The organism is Thermomonas flagellata (genome assembly GCF_022419185.1).
Classification (GTDB): domain Bacteria; phylum Pseudomonadota; class Gammaproteobacteria; order Xanthomonadales; family Xanthomonadaceae; genus Thermomonas; species Thermomonas flagellata.
This window is the reverse complement of the sequence record NZ_JAJOZK010000002.1, coordinates 224,858-241,411: the sequence shown is the minus strand read 5'-3', so window position 1 is coordinate 241,411 and position 16,554 is coordinate 224,858. Positions and strand designations below refer to the sequence as shown.

At 73.2% G+C, this 16,554-nt stretch carries 20 protein-coding genes and 1 CRISPR repeat array (1 of these 21 running past the window's edge); of the genes, 7 read left to right on the top strand and 13 right to left on the bottom strand.

Annotated elements, in window-relative coordinates; translation table 11 throughout:
• Positions 1–743: direct repeats of the CRISPR family, unit length 28 nt; unit sequence GTCTCCCCCGCGCACGCGGGGATCGACC; it reaches 383 nt to the left of the window's first position.
• 2 nt (positions 744–745) lie between these two features.
• Positions 746–892 carry a hypothetical protein gene (locus ML340_RS03315; RefSeq protein WP_240096616.1) on the top strand — a complete coding sequence of 49 codons (147 nt, stop codon included), beginning with the start codon at positions 746–748 and terminating at the stop codon, positions 890–892.
• A gap of 45 nt (positions 893–937) precedes the next feature.
• On the opposite strand, the gene ML340_RS03310 is transcribed toward ML340_RS03315, so the two are convergent.
• Both ML340_RS03310 and ML340_RS03305 read right to left on the bottom strand, forming a co-directional pair.
• A complete protein-coding gene (locus tag ML340_RS03310; protein ID WP_240096614.1) occupies positions 938–1,171 on the bottom strand; it encodes a hypothetical protein in 234 nt (77 codons plus the stop codon).
• A gap of 15 nt (positions 1,172–1,186) precedes the next feature.
• On the bottom strand, positions 1,187–1,303 hold the full coding sequence (locus ML340_RS03305) for a GpE family phage tail protein (protein ID WP_240096612.1): 117 nt from the start codon (positions 1,301–1,303) through the stop codon (positions 1,187–1,189).
• Positions 1,304–1,636: 333 nt separating this feature from the next.
• Between ML340_RS03305 and ML340_RS03300 the strand changes: the two genes are divergently transcribed.
• A complete protein-coding gene (locus ML340_RS03300; RefSeq protein ID WP_240096610.1) occupies positions 1,637–1,888 on the top strand; it encodes a hypothetical protein in 252 nt (83 codons plus the stop codon).
• Between the two features lie 19 nt (positions 1,889–1,907).
• Here the strand turns inward: ML340_RS03300 and ML340_RS03295 are convergent, their stop codons facing one another.
• The 5 genes from ML340_RS03295 to ML340_RS03275 form a co-directional block, all read right to left on the bottom strand.
• Positions 1,908–2,810 carry an alpha/beta fold hydrolase gene (locus tag ML340_RS03295; protein WP_240096608.1) on the bottom strand — a complete coding sequence of 301 codons (903 nt, stop codon included), beginning with the start codon at positions 2,808–2,810 and terminating at the stop codon, positions 1,908–1,910.
• Positions 2,807–3,910, bottom strand: coding sequence for a hypothetical protein (locus ML340_RS03290; protein WP_240096606.1), 1,104 nt, complete (start codon positions 3,908–3,910; stop codon positions 2,807–2,809). The genes ML340_RS03295 and ML340_RS03290 overlap by 4 nt, the downstream gene beginning before the upstream one ends.
• Positions 3,911–4,003: 93 nt before the next feature.
• Complete coding sequence (locus tag ML340_RS03285) at positions 4,004–5,020, bottom strand: 3-oxoacyl-ACP synthase III (RefSeq protein WP_240096604.1); 1,017 nt, start codon at positions 5,018–5,020, stop codon at positions 4,004–4,006.
• A gap of 90 nt (positions 5,021–5,110) precedes the next feature.
• Complete coding sequence (locus tag ML340_RS03280; protein ID WP_240096602.1) at positions 5,111–5,437, bottom strand: DUF4156 domain-containing protein; 327 nt, start codon at positions 5,435–5,437, stop codon at positions 5,111–5,113.
• A gap of 105 nt (positions 5,438–5,542) precedes the next feature.
• Positions 5,543–8,389 carry a M16 family metallopeptidase gene (locus tag ML340_RS03275; RefSeq protein ID WP_240096601.1) on the bottom strand — a complete coding sequence of 949 codons (2,847 nt, stop codon included), beginning with the start codon at positions 8,387–8,389 and terminating at the stop codon, positions 5,543–5,545.
• A gap of 96 nt (positions 8,390–8,485) precedes the next feature.
• Here ML340_RS03275 and ML340_RS03270 point away from each other — a divergent pair, with 96 nt between their 5' ends.
• The 3 genes from ML340_RS03270 (at position 8,486) to ML340_RS03260 (ending at position 10,402) form a co-directional block, all read left to right on the top strand.
• Entirely contained in the window at positions 8,486–9,187 is a 702-nt protein-coding gene (locus tag ML340_RS03270) for an SDR family oxidoreductase (protein ID WP_240096598.1), read from the top strand.
• A gap of 13 nt (positions 9,188–9,200) precedes the next feature.
• The gene (locus ML340_RS03265) at positions 9,201–9,680 is read left to right on the top strand and encodes a tRNA (cytidine(34)-2'-O)-methyltransferase (RefSeq protein ID WP_240096596.1); all 480 of its coding nucleotides are present in this window, start codon (positions 9,201–9,203) and stop codon (positions 9,678–9,680) included.
• 155 nt (positions 9,681–9,835) lie between these two features.
• The gene (locus ML340_RS03260) at positions 9,836–10,402 is read left to right on the top strand and encodes a porin family protein (RefSeq protein WP_240096594.1); all 567 of its coding nucleotides are present in this window, start codon (positions 9,836–9,838) and stop codon (positions 10,400–10,402) included.
• A gap of 259 nt (positions 10,403–10,661) precedes the next feature.
• Here ML340_RS03260 and ML340_RS03255 read toward each other — a convergent pair whose 3' ends face one another.
• The 5 genes from ML340_RS03255 to ML340_RS03235 all read right to left on the bottom strand — a co-directional run bounded on the left by ML340_RS03255 (position 10,662) and on the right by ML340_RS03235 (position 13,790).
• Positions 10,662–11,693, bottom strand: a complete 1,032-nt coding sequence (locus tag ML340_RS03255) for an NAD(P)H-dependent glycerol-3-phosphate dehydrogenase (protein WP_240096592.1) — start codon at positions 11,691–11,693, stop codon at positions 10,662–10,664.
• Positions 11,694–11,703: 10 nt separating this feature from the next.
• Positions 11,704–12,240, bottom strand: coding sequence for a protein-export chaperone SecB (secB, locus tag ML340_RS03250; RefSeq protein ID WP_240096590.1), 537 nt, complete (start codon positions 12,238–12,240; stop codon positions 11,704–11,706).
• A gap of 114 nt (positions 12,241–12,354) precedes the next feature.
• Positions 12,355–12,792 (bottom strand): rhodanese-like domain-containing protein, encoded by a 438-nt coding sequence (locus ML340_RS03245; protein WP_240096588.1) that lies wholly within the window; start codon positions 12,790–12,792, stop codon positions 12,355–12,357.
• A gap of 74 nt (positions 12,793–12,866) precedes the next feature.
• Positions 12,867–13,286, bottom strand: coding sequence for a hypothetical protein (locus ML340_RS03240; RefSeq protein WP_240096586.1), 420 nt, complete (start codon positions 13,284–13,286; stop codon positions 12,867–12,869).
• Positions 13,287–13,331: 45 nt separating this feature from the next.
• Positions 13,332–13,790 carry a YiiD C-terminal domain-containing protein gene (locus ML340_RS03235; protein ID WP_240096585.1) on the bottom strand — a complete coding sequence of 153 codons (459 nt, stop codon included), beginning with the start codon at positions 13,788–13,790 and terminating at the stop codon, positions 13,332–13,334.
• Between the two features lie 45 nt (positions 13,791–13,835).
• Between ML340_RS03235 and ML340_RS03230 the strand changes: the two genes are divergently transcribed.
• Both ML340_RS03230 and hemF read left to right on the top strand, forming a co-directional pair.
• Positions 13,836–14,645, top strand: a complete 810-nt coding sequence (locus ML340_RS03230) for a uroporphyrinogen-III synthase (protein WP_240096584.1) — start codon at positions 13,836–13,838, stop codon at positions 14,643–14,645.
• On the top strand, positions 14,642–15,574 hold the full coding sequence (hemF, locus tag ML340_RS03225) for an oxygen-dependent coproporphyrinogen oxidase (protein WP_275672580.1): 933 nt from the start codon (positions 14,642–14,644) through the stop codon (positions 15,572–15,574). The genes ML340_RS03230 and hemF overlap by 4 nt, the downstream gene beginning before the upstream one ends.
• Before the next feature lie 145 nt (positions 15,575–15,719).
• On the opposite strand, the gene ML340_RS03220 is transcribed toward hemF, so the two are convergent.
• On the bottom strand, positions 15,720–16,253 hold the full coding sequence (locus ML340_RS03220) for a DUF421 domain-containing protein (RefSeq protein WP_240096583.1): 534 nt from the start codon (positions 16,251–16,253) through the stop codon (positions 15,720–15,722).
• Positions 16,254–16,554 lie beyond the last annotated feature (301 nt).

The window sequence follows — 16,554 nt, the reverse complement described above, 5'->3', positions numbered from 1 at the left end:
GGGGATCGACCCTCGCCGGAGATTTCCGGCGAGCACCTGTCCGCGTCTCCCCCGCGCACGCGGGGATCGACCCGTATGTCGCCAGCGTGCCGACCGCGGCGAACCGTCTCCCCCGCGCACGCGGGGATCGACCCCTGCTGCATATCGACACCTCAATGCTCGGATAGTCTCCCCCGCGCACGCGGGGATCGACCTCAGGATCAGCGCCCCGCGGGGGGGGGTTCTTCGTCTCCCCCGCGCACGCGGGGATCGACCCGTCGCCACCCGCGTGCCGTCCAGTTCCACCAGGTCTCCCCCGCGCACGCGGGGATCGACCCCAGGCCACCAGCTACGCCGCCGGCCGCCTGGCGTCTCCCCCGCGCACGCGGGGATCGACCCCTGCCCGTCACCGCCACCGGCGACGAGGTGGCGTCTCCCCCGCGCACGCGGGGATCGACCCCGGAAAATAGCCATATCAGGTATCAGCGCCCGGTCTCCCCCGCGCACGCGGGGATCGACCCCACCCCTGTGAGGCGTGTAAACCGCGTATGAAGTCTCCCCCGCGCACGCGGGGATCGACCTCCACTCCGGAGACCTGATCCATGGCCATCATCGTCTCCCCCGCGCACGCGGGGATCGACCCTTCGGCCCAGGGCATGCCCAGCGCCCGCAGCGGTCTCCCCCGCGCACGCGGGGATCGACCTTAGGCGTGATTGGGAATTTAACGCGTTAAATTGTCTCCCCCGCGCACGCGGGGATCGACCCGATGCCGGGCGATCTGCTGCTGCTGGGCCTGCAACCCGCGCAGCCTGTCCTGCAGCGCGGCCATGGCCTTGTCGGCGGTGTGGCTCCCGCCGGTGATGGCGCGGAGCTTGGCCCCCGCCCGATCCACCAGGTCCAGGATGACCTGTAAACGCAGGGTGTCAGCCATGGCCGGCCTCTGCCGGCCGCGCCAGCGTCAGAACGGGACGAACTGCATGAGGTTGCCGACCAGGATCCACACGGCAAGCCAGAACCAGATGCGGCGACGCCTGCGGCGGCTCACCGCCACGGCCGCCGGGGTCGGCGGCAGCGGCGGGGGAGTGGCCTCCACGGGATAGGCGCGGTCGACCAGGGGCTTGATCACGCCGTTGAGCGCTGAGTGCACGCCTACGGCGAGCATCACCACCACCAGAAAGACCAGCGCGTCCATGATTCGATCCTACCATCATTCCGACGCCTCATGCCGCTCGCGGGCACGCTCCCGCCATGCCATCAGTTCATCGAGGAACATGCCGTCCATCGCTGCCGGCGGCCAGTGGAACACCACCGCGATGTCGGCCATGGCGTCCTCTACGTCTCCCCCGCGCACGCGGGGATCGACCCGCGGCGGGTTGACCTGGATATAGGCGCGGCTTCATGCGGGAGGTCTGCCCAGCGCACACGCACAGGAGATCGCCCCTTCCGGCCCGGCAGCTTGCCTGGCACAAGACCAACCGCGCGCCGCGCCATGACCGCTGCGGGGCCGCGGCTCGCGTCGGCTCTTCCCGCGTCGCAACGCCTTCCGCCTCTCCCTCTCCCGCTGCCAAGCCTGCCTGGGGCTCGCGCCCCCTCGACGCCGCGGCATCGCATCATGCGCGCACACGGGGTCACAGCGGCCCATACGAGGGAGGCGCACATGTTCGGAATGCTGTTCCAGTGGATCGGCTACATGCTGACGATGGCCGGCGTCCTGCTGGCGCTGCTGCTGGTCGCCCGGTTCGATGCGTGGTGGTGGGCGGCGGCGCTGGTGCTGCTGATCGTCGGGGGTTCGATCGCGGTCGGGATCGGCGCCGGTCTCGGCAAGCCGTGGGCGCTGAAGGCGTACCGCTGGCTGACCTGGCACCGGCGGCACGGCGCGCAAAACGACGAGGCAGACGACGCGCCGTGACTGCCCGCGGGGCTGCGGCTCACACCGGATGCCCGTCCAGGAACGCGCGGATGCGCGGCACCAGCACTTCGTGGGTGTCCTCCAGCACGTAGTGCCCGGCGTGCGGGTAGGCGTGCACCTCGGCGTTCGGCAGGGCGCGGCGGAAGCCGTCGAGGAAGTGGCGGTCGAACACGAAGTCGCGCAGGCCCCAGCCGATCAGGGCGGGGCGGTCGGCATAGCCGGGCAGCGCCGCGGCCATCGCCTGCACCAGCGGCATCGCGCGGTCGTCCGCGCGCAGCGGGATGTCCTGCATGAAGCGCAGGGTGGCGATGGCATTGTCCCAGCCGGCGTACACGTCGGCATAGGCCGCGCGCACGGCGCGCGGCAGGCGGCGGGTGGTGCCGAAGTGGGCGGCGCCGCGCGCGAACAGGTTGTAGCGGCGGATCAACCAGCCGCCGAGGCGGGAGTCGCGGCCGAGCGCCAGCCGGCGCGGGAAGCGCTTGCCCGCCGGCAGCGGGAACGCGCCGGTGTTGGTGATCACCAGCCGGCGCACGCGCGCGGGATCGCGCAGCGCCCAACCGAAGCCGATGCCGCCGCCCCAGTCGTGCACCGCCAGGGTCAGCGGGCCGTCGATGCGCAGGTGGCGCAGCAGGGCGTCGAGGTCGTCGATCCGCGACTGCAGGGTGTAGTCGTAGCGCGGCACGGCGTGCGGGGCATCGTCCGGGCGGTCGGACAGGCCCATGCCGACGTGGTCGGGCACGACGCAGCGGTAGCGGTCGCGCAGGCCCAGCACCAGATGCCGCCAGTAGTAGCTCCACGACGGATTGCCGTGCAGCATCAGCACCACCTCGCCGTCGCGCGGGCCCTCGTCGAGGAAGGACAGGCCGATGCCGGGGCGGACCGTGAAGCGCTGCGGGGTGAACGGATAGTCGGGGCGCGTCATCCGTGCATTGTAGGCGGGGGCGCGGGATCCTCCGCTGCGATCCGGATCCACACCGCCAGCGGCGCGTCCACACCCGGCGCCGGCTGCACCGCGCGCACCCGCGCGATGAGCCGCCGGCCCGCGCGCAGATGGGCCTGCACGCCTGCCGCGCGCCCGCGCGTGACCCAGCCGACCTGGCGGCCATCGTGATACAGCCGCACGGCACACGGATCGAACGGATCCTCCTCCGCCACCGCCGCCAGGGTCAGCGCCTGGCCCGGGGCGAACGCCTCGGCGGTCAGCCCGAGGTGTTCGAACCCCACCATCCGGCAGTCCCAGTCCAGCGGCAGCGCGCAAGGCGCCAGCACCTGCGCGCGCAGGCGCGGCAGCAGGCGCGCGAGCAGGGCCTGGCTGGCGGCATCCAGCGGCGCAGGGCGGCGCCGTTCCGCCTGCACCGCCGGCCGCCGGCACCGGGAGGCGTCGCGCTCCGCCGCGATCTTGGCCGCCGCCAGCGCGGCGCGGCTGGCCGCCGCTGCCGCGGGGGAATTGAGCCATTGCAATAGGCCATCCGCCGCCTCCGCCAGCGCATCGTCCGCCGCGCTGTTGCGCACACCGCGCAGCTGCGCCAGCGACCAGCGGATCTCGCCCTCCCCCATGGGCTCAGGCGCGAATTGCGCGGTCGCGCGCACGTCGCGGGCGGCATGGTGCAGATGCACGATGCGGTGCCCGCGTAGGCGGCAGGCCTGGGCATAGCCCAGGCTGCCGACGCAGTGCCGCATGCGCGCGCCCTCCTCCGCCAGCGCGGCCAGGTCCGGCAACTCGCGCCAGTGCACGCCGGCGGCCTCGCCCTGCCCCAGGACCGCCGGCCATGCGGCTGCGTCCGCCACACCCGTGTCCTCTGCGGGCGGCGCCTGCGCGGCAGGCGCCACCGCCGGCTGCCGCTGCAGGGCGGCATGCCAGGCCTGCGAGGCGCGCAGCCAGGCGCGCGGCCCGAGTTCGAGCAGCGCCAGCGTGCGCACCGCGTCGCCCATGACGCGGCTGCCGAGCGCGCGGTCGGCGGCCACCAGCGCCTCCAGCAGCGCCTCGGCGAAGTCGTCCGCGTCCCGCCACGGACCGCCCACGTGGGTGTCCGGGGCGCCGCAGTCCTGCGACCGCGGGGGACGGTCAGTGCGGCATGCAGGCCCTCGGCGCGCCGGCCGATCCCGGCGGCCGCCTCACCAGACCACTTCGGCCATCGAGCAGTTCAGGCCGGAACCGATGCCCAGCAGGGCGATCCGCTTGCCCTTCTGCAGGCGGCCCATCTCGCGCAGCTTGGACAGCACGATCGGCACGCTGGCCGGGCCGATGTTGCCGTGCTCGCCGAAGATGGTCATGACCTTGCGCGGGTCGATGCCCATCGCCTTGGTGAAGGCGGCGGTGTGCACCTTGCTGACCTGGTGGATCACGAACTCGTCCAGCTCGTGCACCGCCCAGCCGAGCTTCTGCTTGGCGACCTCGAAGGTCTTGGTCGCCAACTTGATGCCCTCCACCAGCAGCAGGCGGGTATCGGTGATCATGCCGTCGAGATTACCGCGGCAGAGCTTGTTCCACTCGGTCGCGGCGCGGGTGACGCCGCCCTTGTAGCGCGGCGCGCCCGGGGCCAGCTCGGCGCGCGCCAGCACCATCGCGGCAGCGCCGGAGCCGAGGGTGAGCGTGGCCAGCTCGTTCTTGAAGTCCTCCTCGGTGACGTCGGCGCGGGTCATGCGCTCGATCGTCTTCTCGTAGGCGAGGTTGGCGGTCTCCCCGTCCACGATCAGGGCGTACTCGATCTCGCCGCGCTCGATCATGCGCGCGGCGATGTCCATGCCGTTGATGAAGGCCAGGCAGGCATTGGCCACGTCGAAGTTCTGGCAGGTGTCGGGCAGGCCGAGGTTGCCGCTCACGATCGAGGCGGTGGACGGCTCCAGGTAGTCGCGGCTGACCGAGGTGTTGACCAGCAGGCCGACCCGCTCCGGGGCGATCCCGGCGTCGGCCAGCGCCTTCACCCCGGCCAGGGTGGCGGCGTCGGAGGCCTGCACGTCACCGTCCCACAGCCGCCGCGCCTGCACCCCGGCGATGTCGCCGAGCACGTCCACCCGGATGCCGAGGCGGTCGAGGGTCGGCTTCAGGCGCGCGTTGATCTCCTCGGTGGTCAGCCGGCGCGGGGCATCGATATGGGCCAGACCGGCGATGGCGACGTGATGGAACAGCATGGAGCGGGCTCACGGAAGCAGGCGCAAGGCGCCGGAACCGCACAGCATAGCGGTTTTCGCCTCAGTACGCCGGCGTAGGGGGCGCCCTGTTCAGCCAGGTCCCGCGCCGCAGCGCCACAGCGCCCAGCGCTGGCGCCCGTCCTCCGGGGGCCCGAGCGGGCTGATAGCGTCCGCACCGGCGCCGGGGGCGGCGTTGCGCGCCAGGGTCTCCAGCTCGTCGCGCACCTGCAGTTCGCTGCGGCGGTAGTACAGTACCCGGTCCTGGACCGAGACCTTGGCCTCCCCGCGCGGGAGGCAGCCGGCCGGGGCGGCGCCGAGCACGCGCACCCGCGCCGCGTCCGGGGCCAGATGCACGAAGGTGCAGGCCGAAACGGCCAGCAGCAGCGGCACGGGCAGCAGGCGGAGGGATCGGCGCATGTGCTGAGGCTCCGGGCGGACGCGGGCCGCCAGTGTGGCCGGCGCGGGCTGAACCCTCGCGCAGCCGCAGGACGCGGCCGCCGCACGGCGGCCGCGTCGCCCGCGTCACGGCTTGGCGGCGACCGGCCTGCCGTCGGCGTCGATCACCTGCACCTCGCCCAGGTTGAGCGCACGCACCGGGCCGGCGGTCTTGGACAGGTCGCCGACCACCACCCAGGTCAGGCCATCGGGGGCGAGGGCCTTGGCGGCGGCATTCACCTGCGCCGGGGTCATCGCCTCGATCTGCGCCTTGCGCTGCAGCACGTAGTCGTCCGGGCGGCCGTACAGGGCGTTGCTGGCGATGGTGTTCATCACCGCGGCGGCGGTCTCGTAGGCGCCGGGCAGGCTCAGGGTCAGGATCTTCTCCATGCCCTCGACCTCGTCCGCACTGGCCGGGCGCTTGCCGCTGGCATAGTCGGCGATCTCGCGCTGCATCTCGGCCATCGCCTCGCCGGTCTTGTCGATCTGCACCGGGGCCGAGGCCGTCCACAGGCGCGGGCCGACCGCGCCGCCGGCGCCGCTGCGGGCGCCGTAGGACCAGTGCTTGTCCTCGCGCAGGTTCATGTTCAGGCGCGCGGTGAAGTCGCCGCCGATCACCATGTTGGCCATGTCGTACTCGACCGTCTTCGGGTCGGTGCTGGGCGGCAGCGGCTTGGCGGCGACGATGGTCGCCTGCACCGCGCCCGGCTGGTCGATCAGGAACACCCGCGGCTTGGCCTGCGCGGGCGCAGGCGGGATGCTGGCGGTGGTCGCCGCGGCGGGCGCCAGCCAGTCGCCGAAGTACTTCTCCAGCAGCGGCAGGATCTCCTTCATCGTGGTGTCGCCGACCACCACCAGGGTCGCGTCCTGCGGGCGCAGCGCCTGCGCGTGCCAGGCCTGCAGGTCGGCGCGGGTGAGCGCGGCGATCGAGGCCTCGGTGCCGCTGCGCGGCGCGGCGTAGGGATGCCCGGGGCCGTACACCAGCGCCGGCAGCACCCGCTGCACGATCCCGTTCGGGTTGGCCTTCTCCTGCTGGATGCCGGCGATCCACTGGCCCTTCACGCGGTCGATGTCGGCCTGGTCGAAGCGCGGCCGCCGCAGCATGTCGGCGTACAGCGCCAGCGAGGGCTCGAGGTTCTGCTTGAGCGCGGACAGGTAGCCGCTGCTGCTGTCCTGGCCGGCGCTGGCGCCGATGTTGGCGCCGAGGGCCTGCGCGCGGTCGGCGAACGCCAGCGCGTCGAGCTTGCCCGCGCCCTCGTCCAGCAGGCCGGCGGCGAACGCGGCCAGCCCCGGCTTGCCGGCCGGGTCGGCGGCGCTGCCGCCGCGGAACTCGTAGCTCATCTGCACCACCGGCACGTCGTGGCGCTCGGCGAGGATCACCTTCGTCCCGTTGCGCAGGGTGGCGTGCTGCTGGGCCGGGAACACCAAGTCGGGGAAGCGGCTGGGCATCGGCGGGCCGGCCTTGCGGTCGACCGTGCTCGGCAGGGTCTTGTACTTGGGATCGACCGCCGGCAGCGCGAGCTTGGCCGGGGTGACCGCCGGCTCCTCCACCACCGGCTGGCGCTCGCCGGGCACCACCACCAGGGTATGGCTGCCCTTGCCGGCGCCGAGCCAGCGCTCGCCGGTGGCGCGCAGGCTGGCCGGGGTGGCCGCGGCCAGGGTCTTCAAGCTGTCGCGGAAGCAGCCGGGGTTGCCGGTGTAGACGGTGCACTCGGCCAGCACGTCGGCCTTGCCGCCGAAGCCGCCGATGCGCTCGATGCCGCGGATCCAGCCGGCCTCGAGGGTGGTGCGCGCGCGCGCCAGTTCGTCCGCGCTGGGGCCGTCCTTGAGCAGGCGCTTGAGCTCCTCATCGATCGCGGCCTCGACCTTGGCCGGATCCACGCCCTTCTTCACGCTGGCGATGACGTAGAAATTGCTGCCCAGCTGGGAGCCGTTGACCCCGGCGGTGACGTTGTCCACCAGCTTGTCCTGGTGCACCAGCCGGCGGTCCAGGCGCGAGGACTTGCCGCCGCCGAGCACCTGCGCGAACAGCTGCAGGCGGTCCAGGTCCGGCTGGCCGAACTCGGCCACGTTCCACAGCCGGTAGATGCGCGCCTGCGGCACGCGGTCGGTCATGGTCGCGCGGGTGTCGGTGGTGTGCGCGGCCACGTCCACCTTGGGCTGGGCCATGGTCGGCCCGGCCGGGATGTCGCCGAAGTACTTGGCAACCTTCTCCTTGGCGGTGGCCAGGTCGATGTCCCCGGCCAGCACCAGCACCGCGTTGTTCGGCCCGTACCAGGTGCGGAACCAGGTCTTCACGTCCTCCAGCGAGGCCGCGTTGAGGTCGTTCATCGAGCCGATCGTGCTGTGGTGGTACGGGTGGCCCTTGGGGTACATCGCCTTGCCGAGCGTGTCCCAGACCAGGCCGTAGGGCTGGTTCTCGCCCTGCCGCTTCTCGTTCTGGACCACGCCGCGCTGCTCGTCCAGGGTCTTCTGGTCGATCGCGCCGAGCAGGTGGCCCATGCGGTCGGACTCCATCCACAGCGCCATGTCCAGCGCGGTGGTGGGCACGTTCTCGAAGTAGTTGGTGCGGTCGGAATTGGTGGTGCCGTTCTGGTTGGTGGCACCGACCGCCTTGAACGGGGTGAAGAACTCGCCCGGCGCGTTCTCGCTGCCGTTGAACATCAGGTGCTCGAACAGATGGGCGAAGCCGGTGCGCCCGGCCGGCTCGTCCTTGCTGCCGACGTGGTACCAGACGTTGACCGCCACGATCGGCGCCTTGCGGTCGGTGTGCACCACCACCCGCAGCCCGTTGGGCAGGGTGAAGGTCTGGTAGGGGATGTCGACCGCGGCGGCGGCCGGCGCCGTGGCGGCGCGCGTGGCCGGGGCATAGGCGGCGCCGGCGAGCGCGCCGGCGAGGGCGACGGCGAGCGCGGCGGGACGGAACAGGGACATGCGCGACTCCGGAACGGGATGGGCGATGGCCGGATGTTATGGGCGCAGGCGCGCCGATACACTAGGCCTAAAGCCACTGCCGGGAGTCTCGCGTTCATGTCCGCCCGGGTCCTCGTCACCGGTGCCAACCGCGGCCTCGGTCTGGAATTCACCCGCCAGCTGCTGGCGCGCGGCGATGCGGTGATCGCCACCTGCCGGCGCCCGGCCGCCGCGGATGCGCTGACCGCGCTGGCCGCCGCACATCCGGGCCGGCTGCACGTGCTGCCGCTGGACGTCGCCAGCGAGGGCGCACGCGCGGAACTGGTGCGCGAGCTGGCGCTGGTGCTGGACGGCGCCCCCCTCGACCTGCTCGTCAACAACGCCGGCGTGCTGCATGCGGGCGAACGCTTCGGCGCGGTCACCCAAGCCGCGCTGGAGCACAGCCTGCGGGTGAACGCGGTCGGCCCGTTCCTGCTCGCCCAGGCGCTGGCGCCGCAGCTGCGCGACGGCGCGACCGTGGCCAATTTGAGCTCGCAGCTGGGGTCGATCGCACGGGTGGACCGCTTCGGCACGCCCAGCTACTGCACCGGCAAGGCCGCGCTCAACATGCTCGGCGCGCAGCTGGCGCGGGCGCTGGCGCCGCGCGGCATCGTGGTGCTGCAGCTGCATCCGGGCTGGGTGCAGACCGACATGGGCGGGCCGCAGGCGCCGCTGGCCGCCCGCGATGCGGTGGCCGGCCTGCTGGAGGTGATCGCGGCGGCGACGCCGGCGCAGTCCGGCGCCTTCCTCGACTGGCAGGGCCAGCCGCTGCCGTGGTGAGCCGCGCGCGCGGATGTTCCACGTCATCCTGCACCGGCCGGAGATCCCGCCCAACACCGGCAACGTGATCCGGCTGTGCGCCAACACCGGCGCCCGCCTGCACCTGGTGCAGCCGCTCGGCTTCGTGCTCGAGGACCGCCTGCTGCGCCGCGCCGGGCTGGACTACCACGAATACGCGCAGGTGCAGGTCCACCCCGACCTGCCGGCCGCGCTGACGGCGATCGCCGCTGCCACCGGTGCGCCGGTGCGCGTGTACGCTCTGAGCACGCGCGGGCAGGTGCGCTTCGACGCGCCGCGCTTCGCCGCCGGCGATGCCTTCCTGTTCGGCAGCGAGAGCCGCGGCTTGCCGGAGGACGTGCTGGCGGCGATCCCCGCGGCGCAGCGGCTGCGGCTGCCGATGCGCCCGCACAACCGCAGCCTCAACCTGTCCAACGCGGTGGCGGTGATGGTGTTCGAGGCCTGGCGCCAGCACGGCTACGCCGGCGGCGGCTGAGGCCCGGGGCACGACCGCGCTGGACCCGAATAGTTCCTGTACCGAAAAGTTTTGTATTCATCGCCGGTTGCAACGGCGCGCCGAGAATGCGCCCCACGCCGCCACCCCACGGCGGCGTGCCACAACAACACAACAACCGAAGCGAGGTCTCCCCCATGACCACCAAGCGCTCCATGCTGGCCCTGGCCCTGCTGGCCGCCCTGCCGTTCGCCGCCTCCGCGGCCGACGGGCTGTCCTACAACTACGTGCAGGGCAACTACGCCTACACCAACACCAAGTCCGGCGATGCCGACGGCTGGGGCCTGAACGGCTCGGTCGCGGTCCACCCAAACGTGTTCCTGTTCGGCAGCTACGCCAACCAGGACATCAAGCACACCAGCACCGGCTACGACCAGTGGCGGCTGGGCGCGGGCTACAACACCGCGATCTCGCAGAACACCGACTTCGTGGCCGACGTGGCCTACGACAAGTACAAGGGCCACCACGGCGGCCCGTCGTACGACGGCTACAGCGTCGAGGGCGGTGTGCGCTCGGCCCTGCTGCCGCAGCTGGAGGGCTATGCCCTGCTCGGCTACGAGGACGGCCACAAGATCAGCGGCGAGGTCTACGGCCGCCTCGGCGCCCAGGTCAAGTTCAACCCGAACTGGGGCGTGGCCGCGGACGTCAAGCTGGCCAAGGGTGGCGACACCCAGTGGATGGTCGGCCCGCGCCTGACCTGGTAAGCGCCTCGAAAAGGGCGCGGCCGCCGGTTCCTGTCCCGGCGTCGCGCCCCTCGGTCGAGCGGCAGTCCCCCTCCGCCCGACACCGGTGCCCGGCCGCAAGGCCGGGCACCGCCTTTTCCGGGCCGGCCATTTGGTACGAATGGCAGCGGGCCGACCGCCGCCCTGGCCCGGCAGCGGTCCGGTCGCATCGCGGTGCAGGCGCGCACGGCTGGGGTGAAGCGGCCGCTCCGGGCCAGCAGCAGGCACGCCCGGCGGCGCGTCAGTGGCCGCCGAACAGGCCGCTGGGGTATTCCGGCTTGCGCTCGCGCGCCATCAGCCGCCGCAGGCCCTCGGCCGGGGTGATCCGCCCGTGCAGCACGTCGCGCACGTGGCTGGAGATCGGCAGCTCCACGCCGTGGCGCTCGGCCTGGCGCATGACCTCGTCCGCGGTCTGGATGGATTCCACCACCTGGCCGATCTCGCGCACCGCCTCGGCGATGCTGGCGCCGCGCCCGAGCGCCAGCCCGAGGCGGCGGTTGCGCGACAGGTCGCCGGTGCAGGTCAGCACCAGGTCGCCCAGCCCGGCCAGGCCCATCAGCGTCTCCGGACGGCCGCCGATGGCGAGGTTCAGGCGCAACATCTCGTTCAGGCCGCGGGTGATCAGGCCGGCGCGCGCGTTCAGCCCCAGGCCCATGCCGTCGGCCACCCCGGTGGCGACCGCCAGCACGTTCTTCATCGCGCCGCCCAACTCGGCGCCGAGCAGATCGTCGCCGGTGTAGGCGCGGAACGCCGGGCCGTGCAGCAGGTCGGCGACCCGCTGCGCGAACGCGGCGTCCTCCGAATGCACGGTCAGCGCGGTCGGCAGCCCGCGCGCGACCTCCAGCGCGAACGACGGGCCGGTGACCACCGCCAGCGGCACGTCCGCGCCGAGTTCGGCGGCGGCGACCTCATGCAGGAAGCGCCCGCTGCCGGGCTCGAAGCCCTTGGTCGCCCATGCCACCCCGGCCGCCGGCGGCCGCAGCGGGGCGAGCGCGCGCAGGGTCTCGGCGAACGCATGCGAGGGCACCACCACCAGCACCAGGCCGGCCTCGGCCAGTGCCTCCGGCAGTGCGCTGGTGGCGCGCAGCGCGGGCGGCAGCGCGATCCCGGGCAGGTAGCGCGGGTTCTCGCCGCGCCCGGCGATGGCCGCGACCGTCTCCGGGTCGCGGCCCCACAGCACGGTGGGATGGCCGTGGCGCGCGATCAGCGCGGCCAGCGCGGTGCCCCAGGAGCCCGCGCCGAGCACCGCGACGGTCGGCGTGCCGGCAGCCATCCGCGCCGGCTCAGGCGTTGCCCGCGGTCTCGGTGCCGGCCAGCCCGGCGTCGCCCTGGCCCTGCCGCTGCGCGGCGCGCTGGCGCAGGGTCTCGGCGTACAGCCCCTCGAAGTTGATCGGCTGCAGCGGGAACGGCGGGAAGCCGCCGGACTGCACCAGCTGGCCGAGCGCGGCGCCGGCGTAGGGGTAGAGGATGCTGGCGCACTGGATGCCCAGCAGCGCGTCCACGGTCTGCTCGTCGAACCCGGCCAGGATGAACACGCCGGCCTGCTCGATCTCCGCCAGGTAGGCGGTCTTGCCGTTCAGGGTGCAGGTCAGGGTGATGCCCAGGCTGACCTCGTAGGCGGCCTCGTTCAGGCGCTGCACCTTCTGCGCCAGCTTCATCTGCAGGTCCGGCTGGCCCTGTTCGGTGAACACCTGCGGCGCGCCGGGGACTTCGAAGGACAGGTCCTTCACGTACAGCTTCTCGACCGCGAAGGTCGGGCCGGCCGGCTGCGGCTGGGCGTCGGCGACGGGCGCGCCGCCATTGAGGGTTTCGTCGGACATCGGGGACTCCAGTGGATGCGCCGCGCGGCGCAGGATGAACGGAACGGGACCGCGAACAGGGGCGGGATTATCGCACGGCCCGGCGCCGCGGCCGCGCCGGCCCGACCGCCGGCCTCAGCGCCGGCCCTTGACCAGCGGCAGGTCGGCGCCCTGCCAGGCGTGGATGCCGCCCTCCAGCACCGCCACGTTGCTGAAGCCGGCCTTGCGCAGGCGCGCGGCGGCGACGCTCGCGGTCTGCCCGACCCGGCACACCATCACCACCGGCAGTTCGCGCGCCGGCGCCAGCGCCTTGTTCTCCGGATCGAACTGGCTCATCTGCACGTTGCGCGAGCCGGCGATGTGGCCCTTCTCGAACTCCGCCGGGCTGCGCACGTCCACCACCAGCGCGTTGCCGTGGTTGATCATCGCGGTCAGCTCGGCCGGGCCGATCCGGCGGATGCCGGACAGGCGCCCGGCGATCTCGTTGTAGACGATGGCCACGGTCAGGCCGGCCAGTGCCAGCGACAGGTAGGGATGGCGGCCGGCGAAGGCGATCAGTTCGGCGAGGGTCACGGCGGCAGGCTCGGCGGCACGGGCGCGCGCGGGGCGCGGGAGGGGCGCGGATTGTAGCGCGCGCGCCGGGAGGCTCAGCGCTCGCCCCACAGGTCGGGCAGCCCGCTCATCTGCCACCAGGCCTTGCCCTGCGGGTCGTAGTGCCAGTGCTCGCGGTAGCGCACGGTGCGCTCGACCAGGGTGTGGCGGTTGATCACCCCGATCTCGATGTCGCGCACCACGTCGCCGTCCGGGCGCACGCTGGCGCCCAGCTCGCGGTAGCTGGAGATCTGGATCTGGCCGTAGCGCGACAGGTCGAGGTCGGTCAGCGGATGCGCGCGCCGCACCTCCGGATCGACCAGGTTCCACGCGCCCTCGAAGTCGCCCCAGCGGATCGCCGCCGACCACGCGTACTGCGCTTCATCCAGCGCACTGCCGCGGCTGGCGGACTTCGGGCAGCCGGCCAGCAGGGCCAGGCAGCACAGCAGCAGGCAACGCAGCAGCAGGCGGGGCATCGCGGGCGCTCCGGTCGGGGCCTGCATGCTAACCCGGCGCCCGCCTCAGCCGCGCGCGATCGCCACGTAGCGGGCATCGAGGACGGCGGCGACCGCGCCATCGGCCAGCCGCACCTGCGCGCGCACGCGCAGTCCGGCGCGGCCGTGGGCACGCACCTGGGCCGCCAGCGCCGCGGCGGCCGCAGGATCCTCGGCGGCCGCCTCCACTTGCAGGTCCTCGTACACCGGCTTGAGGTAGCGCACCCGGCTGTCGGCCACGTAGAGGTCGGCCTCCACCCCGGCCTCGGCCAGCCGCAGCGCCAGCACGCCCCAGCCGGCGATCGTCATCAGCGACACCAGGCTGCCGCCGAACGCGCAGCCCTTGTCGTTGACGTTCGCCGCCAGCGGCGCGCCCAAGCGCAGGCGGCCGTCCGCCCAGCCGAGCACGCGCGGCTGCAGCGCGCGCACCGGCGGCATGGCGTCGAAGTGGGAGGCGAGCAGGTCGGCGGCGGACACGGTCGGCATGCCGCCAGCCTGCCGCAGCATGGCGGCCTGTGCCAAGCTCGGCGCATGCCCGCCACCGCCCCGCCCCCGCCTGCCGCCCGCTGGACGGTGCTCTCGCTGCGCCCGGCCGGACAGCACGCCGGCCTGCGCCGGGCCGCGGCGCGCGCCGGCGGGCGCCTGCTGGCGCTGTCGCCGCTTGCGATCGTGCCGGCCGGCGAGGCCGCCGTGCGCGCGGCGCTGGCACAGGCGCTGGCCTGCCCGCGGGTGGTGGTGACCAGCGCCAACGCGGTCGCGGCCGCCGCCGCGCTCGCCCCGCTGCGCGCCCGCCGCGGGCAGGTCTGGCTGGCGGTCGGCAGCAGCACCCGGCGCGCGCTGGCGCGGATCGGCATCCCCGCGCTTGCGCCGCAGCGGATGGACAGCGAGGGCCTGCTCGCGCTGCCCGCGCTGCAGGACGTGGCCGGCCTGCACATCGGCCTGCTGACCGGCCGCGGCGGCCGCGACCGCCTGCTGCCGGCGCTGCGCGCGCGCGGCGCGATCCCGGTGCGCGCCGACCTGTATGCGCGCCAGCCGCGCATGATTCCGGCGCGGCGCTGGCAGGCGCTGCGCGCGGCCTGGGTGCCGCCGGTGCCGCTGTGGCTGGCGCTGAGCAGCGCCGAGGCGCTGCAGGCGTGGCAGGCGCAGCTGCCGCCCGACCTCGCCGCGCGCCTGCCGCAGCTGCCGGTGGTGGCAGCCAGCGCCCGCCTGGCCGAGGTCGCCCGCGCCGCCGGCTTCACCCGCCTTGCAGTGGCCGCCGCCCCCACCCCGCCGGCGCTGGTCCAGGCCGCGCTGCCGCTGCTGGGCATGGCCGCGGATGGCACGCCTACAATGCCCAGATGACCGCCATCCCCCCGCTCGACACCGTCCGCGCCTACCTCACCGACCTGCAGGACCGCATCTGCGCGGCGATCGAAGCCGCCGACGGCGGCGCCCGCTTCGGCGAGGACGCCTGGACGAAGGATCCGGATGCCTCGCCCATCCGCGGCGGCGGACGCACCCGCGTGCTGCGCGAGGGCGCGGTGTTCGAGCAGGCCGGGATCGGCTTCTCCGACGTGGCGGGCGACCGCCTGCCGCCCTCCGCCAGCGCGCATCGGCCGGAACTGGCCGGCGCCGGCTGGCGCGCGGTCGGAGTCTCGCTGGTATTCCACCCGCGCAACCCGTACCTGCCCACCACCCATGCCAACGTGCGCCACTTCCGCGCCGAGCGCGACGGCCAGACTGTGGCCTGGTGGTTCGGCGGCGGCTTCGATCTCACCCCGTTCTATCCGTTCGACGAGGACGTGCGGCATTGGCACCGCACCGCGCGCGCGCTGTGCGAGCCGTTCGGCGGGCAGGCGCGCTACGCGGCGCACAAGCGCTGGTGCGACGAGTACTTCTTTCTCAGGCACCGCGGCGAGACCCGCGGCGTCGGCGGGCTGTTCTTCGACGACCTCGGCGAGGACTTCGCCCGCGACTTCGCCTACCTGCGCGCGGTCGGCGACGGCTTCCTCGACGCCTACCTGCCGATCGTCGCGCGCCGCAAGGACACCGCCTACGGCGAACGCGAGCGCCAGTTCCAGCTGTACCGCCGCGGCCGCTACGTCGAATTCAACCTGGTCTACGACCGTGGCACCGTATTCGGCCTGCAGAGCGGCGGCCGCACCGAATCCATCCTGATGAGCCTGCCGCCGCTGGCGCGCTGGGAATACGGCTATAGCCCAGAACCCGGCAGCCCGGAAGCGCGCCTGGCCGACTACCTGCGCCCGCGCGACTGGCTGGCGGGGGAGTGACCATACGCCGGCAGCACTCGGGACATGGGCGCAGGGCCGGATTCCGTCACTGCGCGCATAGGGGGATGGCCGGCAAAGCCGGCGATTGCACGACCGGGAGCGCGCGCAGGCACACCCTCCTGCGCGTGTGCGCGCCGAGCCGCCCTCAATGCCCCGGTCGCCGCCGCCGGCGGCTGGCCGGATGCACGCGCACCACGCCGTCGATGCGGTGGCGCGGCAGCACGCTGATCTTGCCGTCGGTCTCGAGCAGGGCCAGGCCGATGTCGGCCACGTTGGCAATGCCGTTGAGCCGCATCGCCTCCTCGAAGTCCTGCCGGCTGACCAACTCCTGCTCCAGCATCTCGGAGAACACCACGCCGTCGTGCGCCAGCACCACCGGGCGGCCCTCGAGCAGGCGCTCGGCCGCGGGCGAGCGCGCGGTGACCCAGGCCACGGCGTAGTTCAGCACCATCAGGGTCGCGGCCAGGATGACCGCGCCGGTGACGGAGTTGTCGCCGCCGTTGAGGCCGTTCTGCACCGCGTTGCCGACCAGGATCAGCAGCACCAGGTCGAACGGGGTGAACTGGCCGATCGCGCGCTTGCCGGACAGCCGCACCAGCACCATCACCAGGGCATAGATGACCACCCCGCGCAGGACGAACACCCACCACGGCGCGGAAAGTTGCAGCACGGCGTCCATCGACGAATCCCGGGAACGACGGCCGGCACTGTGCCGGATGCGCCGCGGCGATGCCAGCACGGCCGCAAATAAAAAGCCCCGCAGCCAGGGGGAGGGCTGCAGGGCCGGGGGAGCGCAGGTTGGGGAGGACCTGGACTCCGGTGTGATCACACCAGGGGAGGGGTTGTGATCATCGCAACGGGCGTTGCACCCGTTGCGCACATGAGACCACCCGCCACATGGATGGTTCGTGAAGATTCGGGTTAAAAAACTGTTGGGTTCAGGAATGATTCATTGCGTCGGACGCGGCGTTGTGCTCGGT

Bases quoted from the DNA above. Each gene is read 5' to 3' on its own strand.
- ML340_RS03265 (WP_240096596.1), top strand. From the start codon at position 9,201: ATGTTCCACGTCATCCTGCACCGGCCGGAGATCCCGCCCAACACCGGC.
- ML340_RS03235 (WP_240096585.1), bottom strand. From the start codon at position 13,790: ATGCCGACCGTGTCCGCCGCCGACCTGCTCGCCTCCCACTTCGACGCC.
- ML340_RS03240 (WP_240096586.1), bottom strand. From the start codon at position 13,286: ATGCCCCGCCTGCTGCTGCGTTGCCTGCTGCTGTGCTGCCTGGCCCTG.
- ML340_RS03230 (WP_240096584.1), top strand. From the start codon at position 13,836: ATGCCCGCCACCGCCCCGCCCCCGCCTGCCGCCCGCTGGACGGTGCTC.
- ML340_RS03285 (WP_240096604.1), bottom strand. From the start codon at position 5,020: ATGCTGTTCCATCACGTCGCCATCGCCGGTCTGGCCCATATCGATGCC.
- ML340_RS03275 (WP_240096601.1), bottom strand. From the start codon at position 8,389: ATGTCCCTGTTCCGTCCCGCCGCGCTCGCCGTCGCCCTCGCCGGCGCG.
- ML340_RS03220 (WP_240096583.1), bottom strand. From the start codon at position 16,253: ATGGACGCCGTGCTGCAACTTTCCGCGCCGTGGTGGGTGTTCGTCCTG.
- ML340_RS03300 (WP_240096610.1), top strand. From the start codon at position 1,637: ATGTTCGGAATGCTGTTCCAGTGGATCGGCTACATGCTGACGATGGCC.
- ML340_RS03315 (WP_240096616.1), top strand. From the start codon at position 746: ATGCCGGGCGATCTGCTGCTGCTGGGCCTGCAACCCGCGCAGCCTGTC.
- ML340_RS03295 (WP_240096608.1), bottom strand. From the start codon at position 2,810: ATGACGCGCCCCGACTATCCGTTCACCCCGCAGCGCTTCACGGTCCGC.
- ML340_RS03310 (WP_240096614.1), bottom strand. From the start codon at position 1,171: ATGGACGCGCTGGTCTTTCTGGTGGTGGTGATGCTCGCCGTAGGCGTG.
- ML340_RS03280 (WP_240096602.1), bottom strand. From the start codon at position 5,437: ATGCGCCGATCCCTCCGCCTGCTGCCCGTGCCGCTGCTGCTGGCCGTT.
- ML340_RS03305 (WP_240096612.1), bottom strand. From the start codon at position 1,303: ATGGCCGACATCGCGGTGGTGTTCCACTGGCCGCCGGCAGCGATGGAC.
- ML340_RS03270 (WP_240096598.1), top strand. From the start codon at position 8,486: ATGTCCGCCCGGGTCCTCGTCACCGGTGCCAACCGCGGCCTCGGTCTG.
- ML340_RS03255 (WP_240096592.1), bottom strand. From the start codon at position 11,693: ATGGCTGCCGGCACGCCGACCGTCGCGGTGCTCGGCGCGGGCTCCTGG.
- ML340_RS03260 (WP_240096594.1), top strand. From the start codon at position 9,836: ATGACCACCAAGCGCTCCATGCTGGCCCTGGCCCTGCTGGCCGCCCTG.
- secB (WP_240096590.1), bottom strand. From the start codon at position 12,240: ATGTCCGACGAAACCCTCAATGGCGGCGCGCCCGTCGCCGACGCCCAG.
- hemF (WP_275672580.1), top strand. From the start codon at position 14,642: ATGACCGCCATCCCCCCGCTCGACACCGTCCGCGCCTACCTCACCGAC.